17 protein-coding genes are annotated in these 17,796 nt (G+C 61.1%); 7 read left to right on the plus strand and 10 right to left on the minus strand.

Features of this window, described 5'->3' with window-relative positions; genetic code table 11:
- Nucleotides 1-2: 2 nt before the first annotated feature.
- The 4 genes from AB7M23_RS02235 to AB7M23_RS02250 all read right to left on the minus strand — a co-directional run bounded on the left by AB7M23_RS02235 (nucleotide 3) and on the right by AB7M23_RS02250 (nucleotide 3,677).
- Nucleotides 3-248: a MoaD/ThiS family protein gene (locus AB7M23_RS02235; protein WP_454240138.1), complete on the minus strand. Its 246-nt coding sequence runs from the start codon at nucleotides 246-248 to the stop codon at nucleotides 3-5.
- Nucleotides 245-718: a cyclic pyranopterin monophosphate synthase MoaC gene (moaC, locus tag AB7M23_RS02240; protein ID WP_099776780.1), complete on the minus strand. Its 474-nt coding sequence runs from the start codon at nucleotides 716-718 to the stop codon at nucleotides 245-247. Before moaC ends, AB7M23_RS02235 begins: the two co-directional genes overlap by 4 nt.
- A gap of 105 nt (nucleotides 719-823) precedes the next feature.
- Nucleotides 824-2,218, minus strand: coding sequence for a PhoH family protein (locus AB7M23_RS02245; protein WP_065758773.1), 1,395 nt, complete (start codon nucleotides 2,216-2,218; stop codon nucleotides 824-826).
- Between the two features lie 328 nt (nucleotides 2,219-2,546).
- A complete protein-coding gene (locus tag AB7M23_RS02250; RefSeq protein ID WP_330523007.1) occupies nucleotides 2,547-3,677 on the minus strand; it encodes a polysaccharide deacetylase family protein in 1,131 nt (376 codons plus the stop codon).
- 116 nt (nucleotides 3,678-3,793) lie between these two features.
- On the opposite strand from AB7M23_RS02250, the gene yaaA reads away from it, so the two are divergent.
- From yaaA to AB7M23_RS02265, 3 genes are all read left to right on the plus strand, one after another.
- On the plus strand, nucleotides 3,794-4,573 hold the full coding sequence (yaaA, locus tag AB7M23_RS02255; RefSeq protein WP_065758775.1) for a peroxide stress protein YaaA: 780 nt from the start codon (nucleotides 3,794-3,796) through the stop codon (nucleotides 4,571-4,573).
- Nucleotides 4,574-4,660: 87 nt separating this feature from the next.
- A complete protein-coding gene (locus AB7M23_RS02260) occupies nucleotides 4,661-5,125 on the plus strand; it encodes a multidrug transporter (RefSeq protein WP_065758776.1) in 465 nt (154 codons plus the stop codon).
- A gap of 71 nt (nucleotides 5,126-5,196) precedes the next feature.
- Nucleotides 5,197-6,021, plus strand: a complete 825-nt coding sequence (locus tag AB7M23_RS02265; RefSeq protein WP_454240139.1) for an SDR family oxidoreductase — start codon at nucleotides 5,197-5,199, stop codon at nucleotides 6,019-6,021.
- 35 nt (nucleotides 6,022-6,056) lie between these two features.
- Here AB7M23_RS02265 and AB7M23_RS02270 read toward each other — a convergent pair whose 3' ends face one another.
- Genes AB7M23_RS02270 through AB7M23_RS02285 form a run of 4 tightly spaced genes read right to left on the minus strand, consistent with a single transcriptional unit; the run spans nucleotide 6,057 to nucleotide 10,836 of the window.
- Nucleotides 6,057-6,926, minus strand: coding sequence for an efflux RND transporter periplasmic adaptor subunit (locus AB7M23_RS02270; protein ID WP_102052787.1), 870 nt, complete (start codon nucleotides 6,924-6,926; stop codon nucleotides 6,057-6,059).
- A 10-nt stretch (nucleotides 6,927-6,936) separates the two neighbouring features.
- Nucleotides 6,937-7,137 carry a DUF1656 domain-containing protein gene (locus tag AB7M23_RS02275; protein ID WP_065758779.1) on the minus strand — a complete coding sequence of 67 codons (201 nt, stop codon included), beginning with the start codon at nucleotides 7,135-7,137 and terminating at the stop codon, nucleotides 6,937-6,939.
- A complete protein-coding gene (locus tag AB7M23_RS02280) occupies nucleotides 7,127-9,313 on the minus strand; it encodes an FUSC family protein (RefSeq protein ID WP_409278705.1) in 2,187 nt (728 codons plus the stop codon). The genes AB7M23_RS02275 and AB7M23_RS02280 overlap by 11 nt, the downstream gene beginning before the upstream one ends.
- Entirely contained in the window at nucleotides 9,310-10,836 is a 1,527-nt protein-coding gene (locus tag AB7M23_RS02285; protein WP_099775748.1) for an efflux transporter outer membrane subunit, read from the minus strand. The genes AB7M23_RS02280 and AB7M23_RS02285 overlap by 4 nt, the downstream gene beginning before the upstream one ends.
- Nucleotides 10,837-11,023: 187 nt before the next feature.
- Here AB7M23_RS02285 and AB7M23_RS02290 point away from each other — a divergent pair, with 187 nt between their 5' ends.
- Together AB7M23_RS02290 and AB7M23_RS02295 are read left to right on the plus strand one after the other, a co-directional pair.
- On the plus strand, nucleotides 11,024-11,971 hold the full coding sequence (locus tag AB7M23_RS02290; protein WP_099775749.1) for a LysR family transcriptional regulator: 948 nt from the start codon (nucleotides 11,024-11,026) through the stop codon (nucleotides 11,969-11,971).
- 84 nt (nucleotides 11,972-12,055) lie between these two features.
- Nucleotides 12,056-13,027, plus strand: coding sequence for a 2-hydroxyacid dehydrogenase (locus tag AB7M23_RS02295; protein ID WP_065758783.1), 972 nt, complete (start codon nucleotides 12,056-12,058; stop codon nucleotides 13,025-13,027).
- Nucleotides 13,028-13,031: 4 nt separating this feature from the next.
- Here AB7M23_RS02295 and AB7M23_RS02300 read toward each other — a convergent pair whose 3' ends face one another.
- Nucleotides 13,032-13,937, minus strand: coding sequence for a DMT family transporter (locus AB7M23_RS02300; protein WP_330523003.1), 906 nt, complete (start codon nucleotides 13,935-13,937; stop codon nucleotides 13,032-13,034).
- 135 nt (nucleotides 13,938-14,072) lie between these two features.
- Here AB7M23_RS02300 and AB7M23_RS02305 point away from each other — a divergent pair, with 135 nt between their 5' ends.
- Nucleotides 14,073-14,948 carry a helix-turn-helix domain-containing protein gene (locus tag AB7M23_RS02305; RefSeq protein ID WP_065758834.1) on the plus strand — a complete coding sequence of 292 codons (876 nt, stop codon included), beginning with the start codon at nucleotides 14,073-14,075 and terminating at the stop codon, nucleotides 14,946-14,948.
- A 21-nt stretch (nucleotides 14,949-14,969) separates the two neighbouring features.
- Here the strand turns inward: AB7M23_RS02305 and AB7M23_RS02310 are convergent, their stop codons facing one another.
- Nucleotides 14,970-16,937: a ligand-gated channel protein gene (locus tag AB7M23_RS02310; protein ID WP_454240140.1), complete on the minus strand. Its 1,968-nt coding sequence runs from the start codon at nucleotides 16,935-16,937 to the stop codon at nucleotides 14,970-14,972.
- A 325-nt stretch (nucleotides 16,938-17,262) separates the two neighbouring features.
- Between AB7M23_RS02310 and AB7M23_RS02315 the strand changes: the two genes are divergently transcribed.
- Nucleotides 17,263-17,667 (plus strand): HPF/RaiA family ribosome-associated protein, encoded by a 405-nt coding sequence (locus tag AB7M23_RS02315; RefSeq protein WP_099775753.1) that lies wholly within the window; start codon nucleotides 17,263-17,265, stop codon nucleotides 17,665-17,667.
- Nucleotides 17,668-17,796: the final 129 nt, after the last annotated feature.

A 17,796-nucleotide genomic window follows, 5' to 3' on the forward strand; every position in this document is an offset into this window, starting at 1 on the left:
GCTCAACCTCCGGTCACGGTTGGAAAAAACGCTACCTCATCGCCATCAGCCAAGGGCTCACTGAGTGAACAGAGGTCCTGATTACGTGCGCACATGATGTTCTGCTCGGCCAGTACCTCCCAGGCTCCGCCGCGCTGCAGCAGGTGCTGGCGCAGGGCATCGACCGTGTCAAACACGCCCTCGAGCGTTTCGCTCTCCAGCCCCAAGGCTTCCCGGTAACGGGCGAAATACTGCACGTTCAAGCTCATGCGTCACCTGCCTGGTAATCACCACTCTTGCCGCCGCGCTTCTCTAACAGGCGCACGCTGTCGATGGTCATGCCACGGTCAACGGCCTTGCACATGTCATAGATCGTCAACGCGGCCACACTGGCCGCGGTCAGGGCTTCCATCTCGACGCCGGTTTGCCCGGCCAACTTGCAGCGGGCCAGGATGTGCACCGTGTCGAGGCCTTCGGCACTGAGTTCGACCTTGACGCTGGTGAGCATCAACGGGTGGCACAGCGGGATCAGGTCACTGGTTTTTTTCGCCGCCTGGATCCCGGCAATGCGGGCCACGGCAAACACATCCCCTTTGGGATGATCACCGTCGACAATCATCTGCAGGGTTTGCGGGAGCATGCGTACGCGCGCCTCAGCAACAGCTTCACGCGAGGTCACGGCCTTTTCGGTAACGTCGACCATATTGGCCCGACCTTGAGAATCGAGATGTGTCAGCACAGCCATACTCCTGATCAGCGGACCTTGATTGTAAACCTGCAGGTCAACTTTTCGCACGGGCCATGCGACAAAGTTCGGGCGGCACATGGCCGCCCGAACGAGACGTCACAGATGCGATTCGGCGTATTCGGCCAGAATCGAACGAGGCACCCCTTGCAGGGTGATATGCACACCGTTGGGGAAGTCCTTGAAGCGCTCGGTCAGGTAGGTCAGGCCCGAGCTGGTCGCGGACAGGTAAGGGGTATCGATCTGCGCCAGGTTGCCCAGGCAGATCACCTTGGAACCGGAACCGGCACGGGTGATGATGGTTTTCATCTGGTGCGGGGTCAGGTTCTGGCATTCGTCGATCAGGATCAGGCTTTGCTGGAAGCTGCGACCGCGAATGTAGTTAAGCGACTTGAACTGCAGCGGAACCCGCTCAAGGATGTATTCGACACTGCCATGGGTGCTCTCATCGTCCATGTGCAGCGCTTCGAGGTTGTCAGTGATGGCGCCCAGCCAAGGCTCCATTTTTTCCGCTTCGGTGCCTGGCAGGAAGCCGATCTCCTGGTCGAGCCCCTGCACACTGCGGGTAGCGATGATGCGACGGTAACGCTTGCTGACCATGGTCTGCTCAATGGCTGCCGCCAAGGCCAGAATGGTCTTGCCGGAACCGGCAGCGCCCGTCAGGTTGACCAGGTGGATGTCCGGGTCAAGCAAGGCGAACAGCGCCAGGCCCTGATGAATGTCACGCGGTTTCAACCCCCAGGCTTCCTGATGCAGCAGCGGCTCCTGGTGCAGGTCGAGCAGCAGCAGTTCGCTGTCCTTGATGCCTTTGATCCAGCCGACAAAGCCCTGTTCGTCAATGATGAACTCGTTGATGTGAACAGCCGGCAGGTTGTCGATCAATTGCACACGGTGCCAGGTGCGCCCGCGCTCCTGACGGGTCTCGACCTTGCTAACCCGGTCCCAGAACGACCCCGTCACCGAGTGATAGCCCTTGGACAACAGGGAAACGTCGTCGACCAACTGATCGGTACTGTAGTCCTCGGCCGCGATTCCACAGGCACGGGCCTTGAGGCGCATGTTGATGTCTTTGGTCACCAGCACCACACTCAGTTCCTTGCGCCGGCTCCGCAGCTCAAGCAATTGGTTGATGATGATGTTGTCGTTCAAATGCTCAGGCAGCAGACGGTGAGGCTCAGTGCGCGGCGTCATCAAGATGGACAGGAAGCCTTTCGGGCCACTCTTGCCCCGCTGGATGGGTACGCCCTGTTCAACATCGGCAGGCGAGGCGTCGCCCAGGGTCTGATCGATCAAGCGAATGGCCTGACGACATTCTGCGGCTACGGAGTGCTTGCCGTCCTTGAGCTTGTCGAGCTCCTCAAGCACGGTCATCGGGATGGTGACGTGGTGCTCCTCGAAGTTCAGTAACGCGTTCGGATCGTGAATCAGAACATTGGTATCGAGCACGTAAAGGATTGGCAGGTTGGAAGAAGTGGTACGTCCTTGATCATCCATACTCGGTCACCTTTGTGGGAGCCTGACGACGCAATACCCAGACGGTGCTGCGCCGCGATGTGACCGCTGATGCTCCCCGGGGCCCGCGTCGTTACGGGTGGGCAGCTACAAACAAAGGATGGCGAGTAAGACGCCACCTGTGTTGCAGGGTTCGGCGGTCTGTCTTTGTAATACCGCAAAACCCATGACGGTAAAAAGCGTTTTTACGCATTCTTGAAGTTTATTTTTCAAGAGGGCAAAAACCGCTTGGCGTAGCCCCCATGCACCGTTAAAGTCAAAAATCCAGTCGGCTCAACGGCTGCCTGCAATGTGCGCCCACGCACGCCCCTCAACGGCCTGCCGCGAAGTCCTTACACCCCTCCCAACCGATCCCGCTCTGCGCCGTGTGTTGCAGCAGCCAGGTCAGTGACGCCTGCGCCTTGGGCTGGGTGTCATGGAACCGGATCAAGCCCTTGCGCCACAGCAACATCAGGCTCAGCACCCGCTGTGCCGACTGTTCGGCATCCAGTGCGCTCTGGTCCTGAGCATCGATATCCCACAACACCACCTGCATGTGCTGGCTGCTGAAAAACGCCTGCGCGTCGGCACGACGCTGGCCATAGGGGGGGCGAAAGAGCGCAACATACTGCTCGGGCAGATCGCTACTGACCCGTGCCTGACTGCGCAGAATAGAATCCTGCCAGTCCAGCCAATGGCTGTGAGAACGGTACTGCCAGCCTTGAATGCCCACGCACTGCCCGCGGTAGAGCGCCTGCAACGCGGCGACGGAGGTCTTGTCACGGCGTTTCTGCACACTGTCGCCAAGCACAAAGAACGTCGCTGACAGCTTCTGCCGACGCAAATAATCTGTCAGCGCATCACTGGCACCACCGGCCAGCGTAGGGCCACCCTCGAAGGTCAGCAGGAACATCCGGTCGTTCAGCTCGTCACCGTTACGCTCCAGGCTGGAGAAACGCTCGATCTCGCTGCTGGTCTGCGGAAACAACGCAGCCTTGCGCAGCAGTTCATCCAGGTAGCGCTCATGGAACATCCGGCTTGGCTCAACCCACGGGGCATAGAACGAGTCGGCGGCGACCTTGATCTGCCCGGCCTGAGCACGCAAATCCGCCAGGCTCTCAAGGGCATAACAGAACGAGGCGTCCTGCTCGCAGCTCTGTTGGGCCAGGTCATAGTTGCGCCACAACCGCTGCCACAGCCGCTCACGCAGGGCATTGACTGACAACAGGTTGATCTGCCGCAGGCCAAGACGCGCCGTCAGCTCGGCCTGATCCAGCGCCTCACTGTCATGCAGGGCTTTGGCGAACCCCAGAATCTCGGCACGCGAGGCGACATCGAACAGTGCCGGAGAATTGAGCTGTTCAGGCCAACTGCTGCGATCGTAGGTAGCAACCTCGGCAGCACCGGCCATGGCCGTCGACAGGCTCAACCATCCCGCCAGCAATAAAAGGGCAATGCGCAAGACAACACTCTCCGTTTTGATCGCCGGCACTATAACGCAGGGACTATCGTGCCCATAGCTGGAGATCGACCGCCCTGCCCCGTAGAATCCGCAGCACGATTGAAGGAGCCTATGACATGCTGACGGTGATTTCCCCCGCCAAGACCCTCGACTACGAAACCCCGCCGGTGACCCAGCGTTTCACCCTGCCGCAGTACCTGGACGACTCACAGGTGCTGATTGCTCAGTTGCGGGACTTCACCCCGGCTCAGATCGCAGCGTTGATGCACCTGTCCGACAAACTGGCGGGGCTCAACGCCGCACGCTTCGGCAGCTGGACGCCCGATTTCACGCCGGCCAATGCCAAGCAGGCACTGCTGGCCTTCAAGGGCGATGTCTACACTGGCCTCGACGCCGAAAGCCTTGGTGAAGACGACTTCAGCTACGCCCAGGACCACCTGCGCATGCTCTCGGGCCTGTATGGCCTGCTGCGCCCGCTCGACCTCATGCAGCCGTACCGGCTGGAGATGGGCACCAAGCTGGCCAACGCCCGCGGCAAGGACTTGTATGCCTTCTGGGGCACGCGCATCAGCGAATGGCTGAACCAGGCGCTGGCCGATCAAGGCGATGACCTGCTGCTCAACCTGGCCAGCAACGAGTACTTCAGCGCGGTCAAGCGCAGCGCGCTGAATGCCCGTGTGATCAACACCGAATTTCGCGACCAGAAAAACGGCCAGTACAAGATCATCAGTTTCTATGCCAAGAAAGCCCGTGGCCTGATGAGCCGCTTCGTCATCCAGGAACGCATCGACAATCCTGACCGGCTGAAGCAGTTCGATGTGCAGGGCTACTACTACAGTGCCGAGCAGTCCAAGCCGGACAACCTGGTGTTCCTGCGCGATCATCCGGTCGACTGAAGGCAATCGCCGGTAAGCCGCCCGCCGCTTGGTCGAGTGCCGTTTTATCGCTACGATGGTGATATCACGCACTCAAGGCAGCCCCCTATGCTTATCGGCGTCGTCCTGATCCTGTCCTGGCTGATCCTGCTGCTACGCTACCCAGCCAAGGCCCTGCCCATCTCCATGGCCGCGGTGTTCGGCCTCGGCCTGGTCGGCCTGTGGGTGCTCTGGCAGGACAACCGTGAGGCGGCTCAACTGGCACACTTGGACATGCGCCTGAGCTACGCGCCCGAGCATTGCCCGGCCGACCGGCCGTTGCAGGTCAAACTGACCAACACCAACCCGCAACCCCTGGTGGAGCTGCGCTGGCGGATTGCCGCGTATGCCCCGGGCGATCAGGTCAATCTGGCGGAAAACACCTACTCGGCGCCGCGTTATCGCGGCCCGGGTGACCTGCAGGCCGGCGCCAGTTGGGAGGCCTGCTTGCCATTACCGCCGCTGCGCTCTGGCTATCGCCCGCAAACGCTGGAGTTTCGCGCCGAACACCTGCAGGGCCGCTTCGCGGATTGAGCCCTGGGGTACGCCTGCCCCCTGCTTGATGACGTATGATCCGAGGCTCATCTACCGCCAAGGATCGTCCTATGCCCACCGTTCTGATCACCGGATGCTCCAGCGGCATTGGTCTCGCCTTGGCCGAAGCGTTCCAGTCAGCAGGCTTCGAGGTCTGGGCCAGTGCGCGCAAACCCGAGGATGTCGCCCGCCTGCAGGCCATCGGGCTTACGGCACGGCAACTGGATGTCAATGATGAAGCCGGCCTTGCAACACTGGCGGCAGAGCTGGAGCAGCGCGGCAACGGCCTCGACGTGTTGATCAACAACGCCGGATACGGTGCCATGGGGCCGCTGCTCGACGGCGGCGTCGAGGCGATACGTCGCCAGTTTGAAACCAACGTATTCGCCGTGGTCGGCGTAACCCGCGCCTTGTTTCCGGCACTGCGACGAGCACGTGGCCTGGTGGTAAACATTGGCAGCGTCTCGGGTGTGCTGGTTACGCCGTTCGCCGGCGCCTACTGCGCCTCCAAAGCGGCCGTGCATGCCTTGAGCGACGCCCTGCGCCTGGAGCTGGCGCCCTTCGGTATACGGGTAATGGAAGTGCAGCCTGGTGCAATTGCTTCCAGCTTTGCCAGCAATGCCGAGCGCGAAGCCGAACAGTTGTTGCACGAAGAATCGCCGTGGTGGCCGCTGCGCGAAGGCATTCGCGCCCGCGCCCGTGCCTCGCAGGACAAACCGACCCCCACCAGTGAGTTTGCCCAAGGCCTGCTGAAGGCAGTGCAGCAAGCAAAGCCCGCACCCCTGGTGCGCCTGGGCAATGGCAGCCGCGCACTCCCCCTGCTACAGGCATTGCTACCCCATGGGCTGCAGCAGTGGGTGCTGAAAAAACGCTTTGGTCTCAACCGCAGCCTCTGAACCCGTCAGGGCGCTCGGCGCGCGGCCAGCGCAGGTCATTGCGCCTCGGATTTACCCTGTTTGACCACCACCGTGCAGGTGGTACCCGCCGCCAGCAGGAAACCTTCCGGTACTTCGTCGATGTGGATACGTACCGGTACCCGTTGAGCCAGGCGAACCCAGTTGAACGTCGGGTTGACGTCGGCGATCAACTCGCGGCTTTCCGGGTTGTCACGGTCGTAGATACCCCGCGAAATACTCTCCACATGCCCCTTGAGCACTTCACCACTCATCATCTGCAAGTCAGCCTGGTCACCGACACGCACATGCGGCAACTTGGTTTCCTCGAAGAAGCCGTAGACCCAGAAGGAGTTCTTGTCGACCACGGCCATTTTCGCCTCACCGGTACGCGCATAGTCGCCGCGATGAACGTTGAGGTTGGTGACGTAACCGTCGACAGTGGCCAGGATCCGCGTGCGCTTGAGGTTCAGCTCGGCAGCCGCCAGTTGCGCCTGGGCATGCTGGTAATCAGCCATGGCCGAGTTGGCGATGTTGCTGGCGTCGTCACGGTTTTCCTTGGAGATCACCAGGTTGTCCATGTCGGCCCGGCGGCTGGCATTGACCTTGCGCATCTCCCAGGTGGCCTTGCGCGAAGCGACGAGCGCTTGGGCCTGCTTGACTGCCAACTCGTAGTGCTCAGGGTCGATCTGCATCAACAGATCGCCCTTCTTCACCAGTTGGTTGTCACGCACCGGCACATCGACCACATAACCGGGGACGTCGGCGGCAACGTTGATGATGTCGGCACGCACCCGCCCATCGCGGGTCCAGGGCGTGTTCATGTACTGGACCCAGAGCTGCCGGCCGATCACCACGGCGGCGGCCAGTACAAGCAGGGTGGCGATCAGGCTGAAAAACTTTTTCATCAACAAGGTCTCAACGGTAGACAGTCAGCGCCATGGCGCCAAAAAGGCAGATGAACAGGCACAAGCGCAGCAACGCCGGGTGCCAGAAAAAGCGGTAGCCGTCGTAGCCGGCGATAAAGCGATCCAGGCCCCACGCCAGCAGGGCAGCGATCAGGAACATCAAGGTCATGGTGGGCATGTAAATGCCATGGAAGGCAATTTCACGGGGCATCGGGCAGTCCTTTCACCGGAGCCAGTTCGGCCAGCGGCGATTGCGGGTCAAGCAGGGAAGTACGGATGAAATGCAGGTAACTCTGCACCCGGCGCAAGGCCGACGTGTCGAAGTGCCGGGCAAACGGCTCATCGGTTGCCTGGACGCGGCTGATGGCATGGTCCACCGCCACCAGTGCGCGCTCATGGTTGCTCGCCGAAGGCTGCAGGAACAATCGCGCCAGCGCCCGGCCCATCACCCTGATCGCCTGGCGCCAGGGTTGCGACTCGGCATAACACGGATGCACCGGCAGAACGGCCTGCTCCTTGCGCAACTCGATGATCGAATGGCCCACCTCCAGCACCACGAACATCCAGCGCAGCAGCGAGCTCTGCACCAGTGGCTTGCCGGCCGCCAGACCGTAGGCCTGGTGCAGCAGGTCACGGGTACGGCTCTCGAACGCCGAGCCCAGGCCGCGCAAGCGCCCGGTGATCGCAAACAGCACCTGGCCACGCAAGTCCTGCTCCAGTCGGCTCCACAACCAACGGCTGTTCGGCGGCAGGATGATCGCCCCGGCCGCAGCGCAGACCAACATGCCGATCACCATGGCGATGTAGTCGTTGATGAAGTTGTAGGGGTTGTAGACCGTCATGTTGTCCGGTACTGAACCGGTGGAAAAGAAGATCAACAGGCCCACCCCGACCCCGAAATAGGCCGGGCGAGACGAGAGGAACGCGCCGAGGATGTACACCGGTGCCAGTACCATGCAGAGCAACGGGAAACCATCAATCCAGGGGTACACGAAGAACATTTCGAAGAAGCCGATCAAGGCTCCCAGCAAGGTGCCGCATGCCATCTGGAACGACATCCGCTTGGGGTTCGGCGTGGCCGCCGACAGGCCCACGGTAGCCGCCGCGATCAGGGTCATCATCGCCCCGCTGGGCCAGGCCGTGATGATCCAGTAACTGCCCAGTACCAGCAGGATGAACGAAGCCCGCACGCCTGCAGCAAGCGAGACCAGCCAGTTAGTCTGGGCCACATACGGCTCATCCCACTGCTCGCGTGCATGGCTGTGCTCAGCCAAGGACGCGTGGGTCAGGGCATAGCTGTGCATATCGTCGACGAAACGGTAGAGCAGTTCGTAGGCGGTATGGAAGTCGAGCAGGTCAGCGTCGCTTGGCGAGCTCTCGACAAAGGCCGCGCGCAAACTGCGCACCCGCTCCGGCAACCCCTCCTTGTAGATCGCCAGTTGCTGGGCCAGACGCGCCGCGTCGGCGTCGGTCAGGCCGCGCCCGGCGTAACCGTCGAGCAGTTCGGCGAGCGCGTTCAGGCCGGGTTCGATGGCCGTGACGATCTGCAATGGCCCGCGCAGACGCAAGCGCTCAAGCAACTGGTGCAGGGCGTTGAAACGCGTGGTGATGGCCATGAACTCACTGTTCAAGCGGCCCAGGCGACCACTGCGCCGGCGCATGTGCGGGTCTTCAAAGGCGGTGACGCTACGCAGGCTTTCCAGGCCCACCGCTTCGGCGATGAAACGCACGTTGCTGCTCTCGAAACGCTCGCGCTGGCTTTCGCCACGCAAACCTTCGGCAACGAACCCGGCAAACACCCCAAAACGCTGGTACAGGGCGTTGCGCATCGAGGCACTGGCCGATTGCGGCAGGATCGCCGCACTGACCAGGGTCGACACCAGAATACCCAAGGAAATTTCCAGCACCCGCCACACCGCCGCCATGAAAGCGCCGTCGGGATTGGCCAGTGCCGGCAGACCAACCATCGCAGCGGTGTAACCGGCCAGCACAAAGCCATAGGAACGGAAGGTCCGATAACGCATGGCACCCGCCGAGCAGATACCCACCCACACGGCCAGGCTCGGCAGAAACAGCTCGGTGTTCTGCGGGAAGATGGCAATCAACGCCACCATCATCGACGATCCGGCCAACGTGCCCAGGAAGCGATAAAAACTCTTGGCAAACACATGGCCGCTCTGCGGCTGCATGACGATGAACACCGTGATCATCGCCGTACGCGGCTGCGGCAGCTCCAGGCGCATGGCCAGCCACAGGGTGAGGAACGCAGCGCACAGGACCTTGAAGATGTAGACCCAGGTTACCCCGTCGCTACGCGCCCATTCAAAGAACCCACGGCGCCACTCCAGCGACGCCAGCCAGCGAAACGGAAAGGTCACGGCATTCATTCGGCGTGGCTCGGTTTGTCGAAGATCGCCAAGGTTTTAGGGGTTTTCGGTGCGGCCTGGCGGTCTTCGTCCGGTACGTCGTTACCCGCTCCCAGACCACCACCCAGTGCCGTCACCAGCTCGGCATGGGCCATCAGGCGCGCCGCCTGGACCTGCTGCTGGATCTGCTGCTGGCGAAACAGCAGGGTTTGCGCGTTCAGCACATTGAGGTAGTCGGTCAGGCCACGCTGGAACGCCACCATGGCGATGTCATAGGTCTTCTGCGCCGAGGCCACCGACTCTGCGGCAAAATGCTGCTGCTCGTTCATCGATTCGCGGCGAATCAACTGATCAGAGATCCCCTTGAGCGCTTCGACCACGGTCTGGTTGTAACGGGCCACCGCGATGTCGTAACCCGCCGAAGCCACACCCAGTTGCGAACGCAGACGGCCACCATCAAACACCGGCAGGCTGATGGCCGGCCCGATGTTGTAGTTGAATTTCTTCCCGGTGAGGAACTCCATGGCCCCGCCACCGGTAGCCATGTAACCCAGGCTGCCGACCAGGTCGACGTTAGGGAAGAAACCGGCATGGGCGACATCAATGCCACGGGCCTGTGCGGCGACCTGCCAGCGGCTGGCAACCACGTCCGGACGCTGACCAACCAGCTCCGCCGGCAAGGCCGATGGCAGCTTGAGTGCAGCATTGAGCGACAAGGTAGGACGCTGCAGTTGTGCGCCCTCGCCCGGCCCTTTGCCTGCCAGCGCGGCCAACTGGTTACGCGCCAGGGCAATTTCTTCATGCAGCGCGTCCAACTGACGGTGGGTTTCCGGCAGTGGCGTCTGCGCCTGGCTGACTTCGAAGTGAGTGCCGATGCCACCGGCCAACCGTCGTTCGGCCAGGGCCAGGATCTGCTCCTGCTGTTCCAGGGTGGCCTTGACGATGTCGTACTGGGCGAAGTACAGCGACAACTGGATGTACACCCGCACAATGTTGTTCTGCAGCTCAAGCTGGGCCTGGCGGGCCTGCGCCGCACTCATGTGGGCCATGTCCACGGCCTGCTCGCTGGCATTGCGCTCGCGGCCCCAGAGGTCCAGCGCGTAGCTGAAGCCCAACGCCGCGTTGTTGTCCCAGGTGTTGCTGCCCGACAAGGCGCCAGGGCCATAGAACTGGTCTTCCGGCCAGTTATGACGCTTGATCGTCGAGACTCCGTTGACCTGCAGTTTCTCGGCCGACTCGATAATACCCGCCATGGACTTGGCTTCACGGACACGTGCAGCCGCCATGGCCATGGTAGGGCTGTCCTTGACGGCCAGGGCGATCCAGCGGTCGAGCTGCGGGTCACCATAGGCATGCCACCATTGCTGGTCGGGCCAATGGGCATCGCGAGCGGCCTCGCGGATCGCCTCGTCGGTGGTCAGGGTATTGGCTTGCAGCGTCTTGCTTTCCGGGGCAATGCCCCAGGTTCCGATACAGCCGCTCAAGGTCAAGCTAAAGGCACAGACACTGAGCGCATTCAACGCTCTGATGATGCGACGCGGCACAGCTGCGAATTCCCGACATAGAAGGTGGATGACGCTTGGAGAACGCAATTCTAGGGGGCGACAGCACTGGCGATAAGCGTGTATTACTGCGAATCTTTGTTACGAAAACGGTGATAATCCGGCTTTAGTCTGAAGACCAACACTGTAACTTCGTGTCACAATTTGTCGTCTACTTTGAGAGCGACCCATGGACACCCTGCAAAATATGCGTGCATTCAGTTGTGTGGCCCAGGTTGGCAGTTTTACTGCCGCTGCCGTTCAACTGGATACGACCACCGCGAACGTCTCGCGGGCGGTTTCCAACCTAGAAGCGCACCTGCAAACACGTCTTCTCAACCGCACCACCCGGCGAATTGCCCTGACCGAAGCCGGCAAGCGCTACCTGATGCGCTGCGAGCAGATCCTCACTTATGTCGAGGAAGCCGAAGCCGAGGCCAGCGATGCCCACTCTCGACCGGCTGGCCAGTTGAAAGTGCACTCGATGACAGGCGTAGGGCAGCACTTCGTCATTGATGCCATCTCCCGCTACCGCGAGACCCACCCGGACGTCACCTTTGACCTGACAATGGCCAACCGCGTGCCGGACCTGCTGGATGAAGGCTATGACGTGTCCATCGTACTGGCCAGCGAGCTGCCGGACTCAGGCTTTGTCTCGCAGCGCCTGGGGATTACCTACAGCATTTGCTGTGCCTCGCCGGACTACGTGAAACGCAAAGGTGGCGCACAAAAGCCCTCCGACCTGCTCGGTCACTCTTGCCTGCGCATGGTCAGCCCGGTGATTCCACTGGAAAAGTGGCTGTTCGACGGCCCTGAAGGCCAGGAAGTGGTCAACATCACCCAGGCGCCATTCCAGGTAAACTCGGCCGACGCCATGAAGACCGCCATCCGCAGCGGCATGGGCATTGGTGTGCTGCCGATTTACTCGGCAATCGACGGCCTGCGTGATGGCTCGCTGGTACGGGTGATGCCGGACTACCGTCTGCAGGAGCTGAACCTGTACGCGATCTACCCGTCGCGCCAGTACCTGGATGCCAAGATCAAGACCTGGGTCGAGTACCTGCGCAGCTCGCTGCCGGAAATCCTCGCGGCCCACGAAGCCGACCTGAAGACCCACCAGCTGCGCATCGCGACGTAAAACCTGCTGCACGATCGGGGTCGAGAATGATAGCGTGCTACCCAATAGCCGCTTCATTCTTGACCGCCAGCAGAGATTTCACCGATGAAAAAGACTGTCCTTGCCTTCAGCCGCATCACCCCGCCGATGGTCGAGCGCCTGCAGCAGACGTTCAACGTGATTGTGCCGAACCCCAAGCTCGGCGATATCAGCGCACAGTTCAACGAAGCACTGCCCGAGGCCCACGGTCTGATCGGCGCCGGGCGCAAGCTGGGCGAGGCACAACTGGCAACCGCAGCCAAGCTTGAGGTGGTCTCCAGTGTTTCGGTAGGTTATGACAACTATGACCTGGCCTACTTCAACCAACGCGGCATCGCCCTGACCAACACCCCCGATGTGCTGACCGAGAGCACCGCTGACCTGGGCTTTGCCCTGATCATGGGGGCTGCCCGCCGGGTGGCCGAACTGGACGCCTGGACCAAGGCCGGGCAATGGCAGGCCACCGTGGGCCCGGCGCACTTTGGCAGCGATGTCTTCGGTAAAACCCTCGGTATCGTCGGCATGGGCAACATTGGTGCCGCCATCGCCCGCCGTGGCCGCCTGGGCTTCAACATGCCTGTGCTGTACAGCGGCAACAGCCGCAAACCGGCACTGGAGCAGGAGCTCGGCGCACAATACTGCAGCCTGGAACACCTGCTGGCCGAAGCCGACTTCGTCTGCCTGGTCGTACCGCTCACAGCCCAGACACAGCACCTGATCGGCCAGCGTGAGCTGCAACTGATGAAGCCCAGTGCCTTCCTGATCAACGTCTCCCGTGGCCCCGTGGTAGACGAAGCGGCACTGGTTCAAGCCCTGCAGAACGGCACCATTCGCGGCGCCGGCCTGGACGTTTATGAGAAGGAACCGCTGAGCGAGTCGCCGCTGTTCCAACTCAAGAATGCCGTTACCCTGCCCCACGTCGGCTCGGCTACTGCCGAAACCCGCGAAGCCATGGCCAACCGCGCCATCGACAACCTGTGCAGCGCCTTGAACGGCGAACGCCCACGTGACCTGGTCAATCCGCAGGTCTGGAAGTAAGCAACTACAGGCGCTGAGCCAGGGTGCCCAAGGGCACCCGAGGCTTGGGCTTGCGGAACACCAGCACGTTGCCGAGCATCACCAGCAACAGGCCGAACAACGCCGGCGGCGTCCATTGATAGCCTTCGACGAACGCCGAAACGTTCAGCGCCACCAGCGGGAACAGTACCGTGCAGTACGCAGCACGCTCCGGTCCCATGCGCCCGACCAGGGTCAGGTAAGCGGTAAAGCCAATCACCGAGCCCGGAATCACCAGGTACAGCAGCGAGCCGATGTAACGCGTGTTCCATTCCATCGCGAAGGGAATGCCGCTGATCAGGCAATACACTGCCAGCATCGTGGCACCGTAGAACATGCCCCACGCGTTGGTGGTCATCGGTTTCAGGCCGGCTTTCTGCTGCAGGCTGGAGAGCATGTTGCCCGCCGAGAAGCACAAGGTGCCGAGCAAGGCGAGCGCCAGGCCGATCAGGGTTTCACGGCTGGCGGCATGCCCCGACAGTTCTGGCCAGAACAACAGCGCCAACCCTAACAACCCCAGCGCACCACCGCCCATGACGTTGGCCGCGATCCGCTGCCCGAAGAACACCCGGGCGTTGAGCGCGTTCCACAGGGTCGCCGTGGAGAACACCACGGCAATCAGGCCGCTGGGAATCCACTGACTGGCCGTCAGGAAGCACATGAAGTTCACGCAGAACAGGCACAGCCCCTGCGCCAGACAAAGGCCATGAGCCCGCCGGTTCATCGGTTGCAAACGGCGGCTGAGCAGCAGAATGGCGAACAGCAGCAAGGCGGCCAAGGCAAAGCGGTAGACGATCGATACCGGGATCGCAACCACGCCCAGTTGCAGTTTCAGGGCAATCCAGGTGGTGCCCCAGATCACAACGGTCAACAGGTACAAGAACAGGTTCATGACAAAGCTCCTCTGAACTGAGGTGCAGTGTCTGCCCAGAGCACTGGGCCGGGCTTGCACAAACTTGCGCTTTTCCATCGCCAACTGCTGTGTGCTGCGGTGGACAGCGGTAGGATGGCCACAGAGGTAACCACCATGACACCGCTGGACACCCTGCAAGTCTTCAACGCCCTGCATGATTCACCCAACACCCGCCTGGAACACAGCGCGCAACTGGGTGACGGCATGGTAGCGGCCTTGTGGAACAATCAAGACGACGCACGCGATTATCAGGCGCCCAGCCATCACACCCTGTCGTGCTACATAGACGGCGGCACGGGCACGTTTCGCCGCGAACGGCCCTCTGCCAAGGGAGGCCCGGACAAGCTGTGCATTCTTCCAGCCGGGCATGACTCGAACTGGGTGATCAACGGCAAGATCCGCCTGGTACACCTGTACATCACCCAGGAACAATTCGCCCTGGAGTGCGTGCGCCTGTTGGACCGTGAGCCGCGAGAGCTGCAACTGCAAGAGAACACCTTTCTGGATGATCCCGAGCAGGCCCGACGCTTTCGCCAACTGATCGCCCTGGACTGGGACGAACCTGCCGAGCGCCTGCTGACCAGCAGCCTGGCCCATGAACTGGTCAGCCATGCCCTGCTCAACCAGGTCGGCTTGCGCCAGGGGGTAAGGCTCAAAGGTGGCCTGGCGCCGCACCAACGCCGGCAGTTGGCCGACTTTATCGAGCAGCACCTCGACCAGCCGATCAGCCTGGGTGAACTGGCCACCCTGTGCAACCTGTCCGAGTACCATTTCGCACGCATGTTCCGCACCAGCTTTGGGCTGCCACCGCACCAGTACCTGCTGGCCCGGCGCCTGGCCAAGGCACGCCAACTGCTACGTTTCAGTGACCTGCCCATGCTCCAGGTGGCCCTGCTCTGCGGCTTTGCCAGCGCCAGCCACTTCAGTAACCGCTTCCGTCAGGCCCTCGGCGCAACACCGGGCGAGTACCGTCAAGCACTGCGCAGCTAACCCCGTATCGTCGCCCTTCGGTCAGAACGACAGGTCCATACCGACGGTGTAGCGACGCCCGTCCAGAACCGTTTGATACTCGGCGTAATCCACTTCCTTGTTGAAAACGTTGTACACACCCGCCAGCAGCTTGAGGTTCTTGGTCACCTTGTAGGTGCCGCCAACATCGACAAAGGTGTAGGACGGCGTGCCATCAGACATCGTGGTACGCCCCAGATGGTCGGAGGTCTTGCCACGGTAGTTCAGGCGCGTCCAAGTGCCCAACTGATCGGTGTTCTGCCAGTCCAGAGTGGCGTTGAACATGTGCCGGGGCATCTGGTTCAACGCCTTGCCCTTGAGCGCCCCGCTCTTCTGCTCGGAATCGGTGAAGGTGTAGTTGGTCGCCAATGTCAGGCGCTGGGTAATGGCCCAGTCCAGGGTGGCCTCGACGCCACGCATCTGCGCCTCATCGACGTTCACCCGATCACTGATGAACTTGTACGAAGTACCCGCGATCTGGCACTGCCCAGACGCATTGCCCGTGCTGTCGGTGCAACGACGCTGCTCGGTGATCTTGTCCTTGAAGTCGGTGTTGAACACCGTCAGGCCGGTCGAGAAGCCCTCCAGGTTGTCCCAAATGAAACCGATCTCCTGGCTGACGCTTTCCTCCGGCTTCAGTGCCGAATTGCCGACGATAATCGCCGGATCGCCACCACCGCCGGTGATCTGGCCCCAATCGTCAACAGCTGCACGGATGTCCGGCGAACGGTAGCCGGTGGACACCCCCCCCTTGATCGTCCACTGCTCGGTCGGGTGATACACCCCATACAGGCGTGGCGACCAATGCGTGCCGTAGTTCTCGTCACGGTCCATGCGCAAGCCGCCGGTCAGGGCGAACTGATCGGTCAGACGCCACTCGTCTTCGGCGAACAACGCCCAGGACCAGCGGGTAAGCTGGTTGAGAGTAGCCGCCGAGGCAAGCTGGTTGCCTTGATCGCTCAGGTCTTCGTACTTGTACTGACCGCCGAAGGTCGTGGTGTGCGAGTCACTGTAGAACGACGCCTGGGAGTTGAGCACCGTGTTCTCCAGCTCCATCTTGCGGCCGGGGTTCTCGATTTTCTCCCGCTGCAGGTAGCTGTCGGTGGTGACGCTCTCCCAGCGGCCCGAGTGGCTCACAGAGAAATGCGTACGGTCGTAATCGTTCTGTGAGGAAGAAGAGCGCGCCGAGCGGCCCAGGGTGGCATTGCGTTCCTGTTCGGATTTTCCGGCTTCAACGGTGATGTCGTTGTTCGTGTCCGGGGTGAACGACAGTTTGGCCGTGGCACTGTCGGTACTCTGCTCATTGAAGCCGTTGACGATGTGGTCCTCGTCACGGCGAGAGCGCTGCCCATACAACTGCAGGCCCACCAGGTTCTCCACCAAAGGCCCGGAAATGAACGCGCTGGTGCTGGAGTAGTCCCCGGAATCGGAGCGGTCCTGGAACGTCGTCTCGGTGCGAACGCCGCCATACCACTGTGGCGTGACCTTGCGCGTGATGATGTTGATCACACCGCCCATGGCGTCGGAACCGTACAGCGACGACATTGGCCCACGCACCACCTCGATTCGCTCGATAGCTTCCAGCGGTGGCATCCAGCCCTGCTCGATCCCGGCACCATCGCTGTTGGGACGCGTAGCGCGCGAGTCCTGGCGTTTGCCATCTACCAGCATCAAGGTGTATTTCGAGGCCATGCCACGAATACTGATGTCACTGGAGCTGCCTCCACCGGTTACCACCACACCCGGCACATCACGCAGCGCATCGGTGACATCACGGTAGGACTTGTTCTCGATCTGCTCACGGGAAATGACCGAAATAGACGCCGGGGCATCCTTGATCTGCTGGGAAAAACCGGAGGCGGTCACCACCATGTTGTCCAACTCCAGAGGCTGGCTCTGGGCCGAAGCCTGGGCGGTATAAAGCGAACACAAGGCGAGTGCAAGGCAGGACTTGGTGAAGCTGGGGGACATGGTGAACCTCTCCCTGGAAATGTAAATTCTACGTAAATAGAAACTGGGGGCGAATGATATTTATTCTCACCACCGAGTAAAGCGCCTTTACGCTTTTTTACACTTTCAGTAACAATCCACCCAGCACGCCAGCGATGAGGCCTCTTGATCCAGAGCAAGCCCGCAGCCCTTCCAACGGCTGCTTTTTGCGACAAGATATTTTTCTTTCAAAAGGGCTTGAATTGTTTCGCCAACTGCCTGACCTTGTAGTCAAGAGGCGATGACTGCCACGGTCCATACCGGCATCATCGATTCTCTTGCGAGCTAGCTGAATAAGGATTGATCTATGCAAGTCCATGTCAATAGCGACAACCATATTCAAAGCAGCATCCGGCTGGAACAGTGGGTCCGCAGCACCGTCGAACAACAGCTCGACCGCTTCGAAGAGGACCTCACCCGCATCGAAGTTCATCTGGGGGACGAAAACGGTACCAAGCCCGGCCCACACGACAAACGTTGCCAGATGGAGGCTCGCCCCAAAGGCCACCAACCGATCTCCGTAACCCACAAGGCCGCTTCGCTTGAGCAGGCGGTGGACGGTGCAGCCGAGAAGCTCAACCACGCGCTGGAACACTTCTACGGCAAACTGCGCAGTAAACGTGCAGTGTCTCAGCAAAGCGCTGAAAGCGAACACACCGATCAGTTGCTACAGGAAGACTTCGAGGAAAATCAGCAAGCCCTCAATAGCTGAAGACGGCTAACCCCAGGTTGCTGACGAACCCCCGCTCTTTAGCGGGGGTTCTTTTTTTAGCCAACGAAATTCTGGCGCTGATCCCTGTGGGAGCGGGTCTTGCCCGCGATACAAACGCCGCGCACTCAC

It is taken from the genome of Pseudomonas sp. HLS-6 TE3448 (assembly GCF_053629555.1).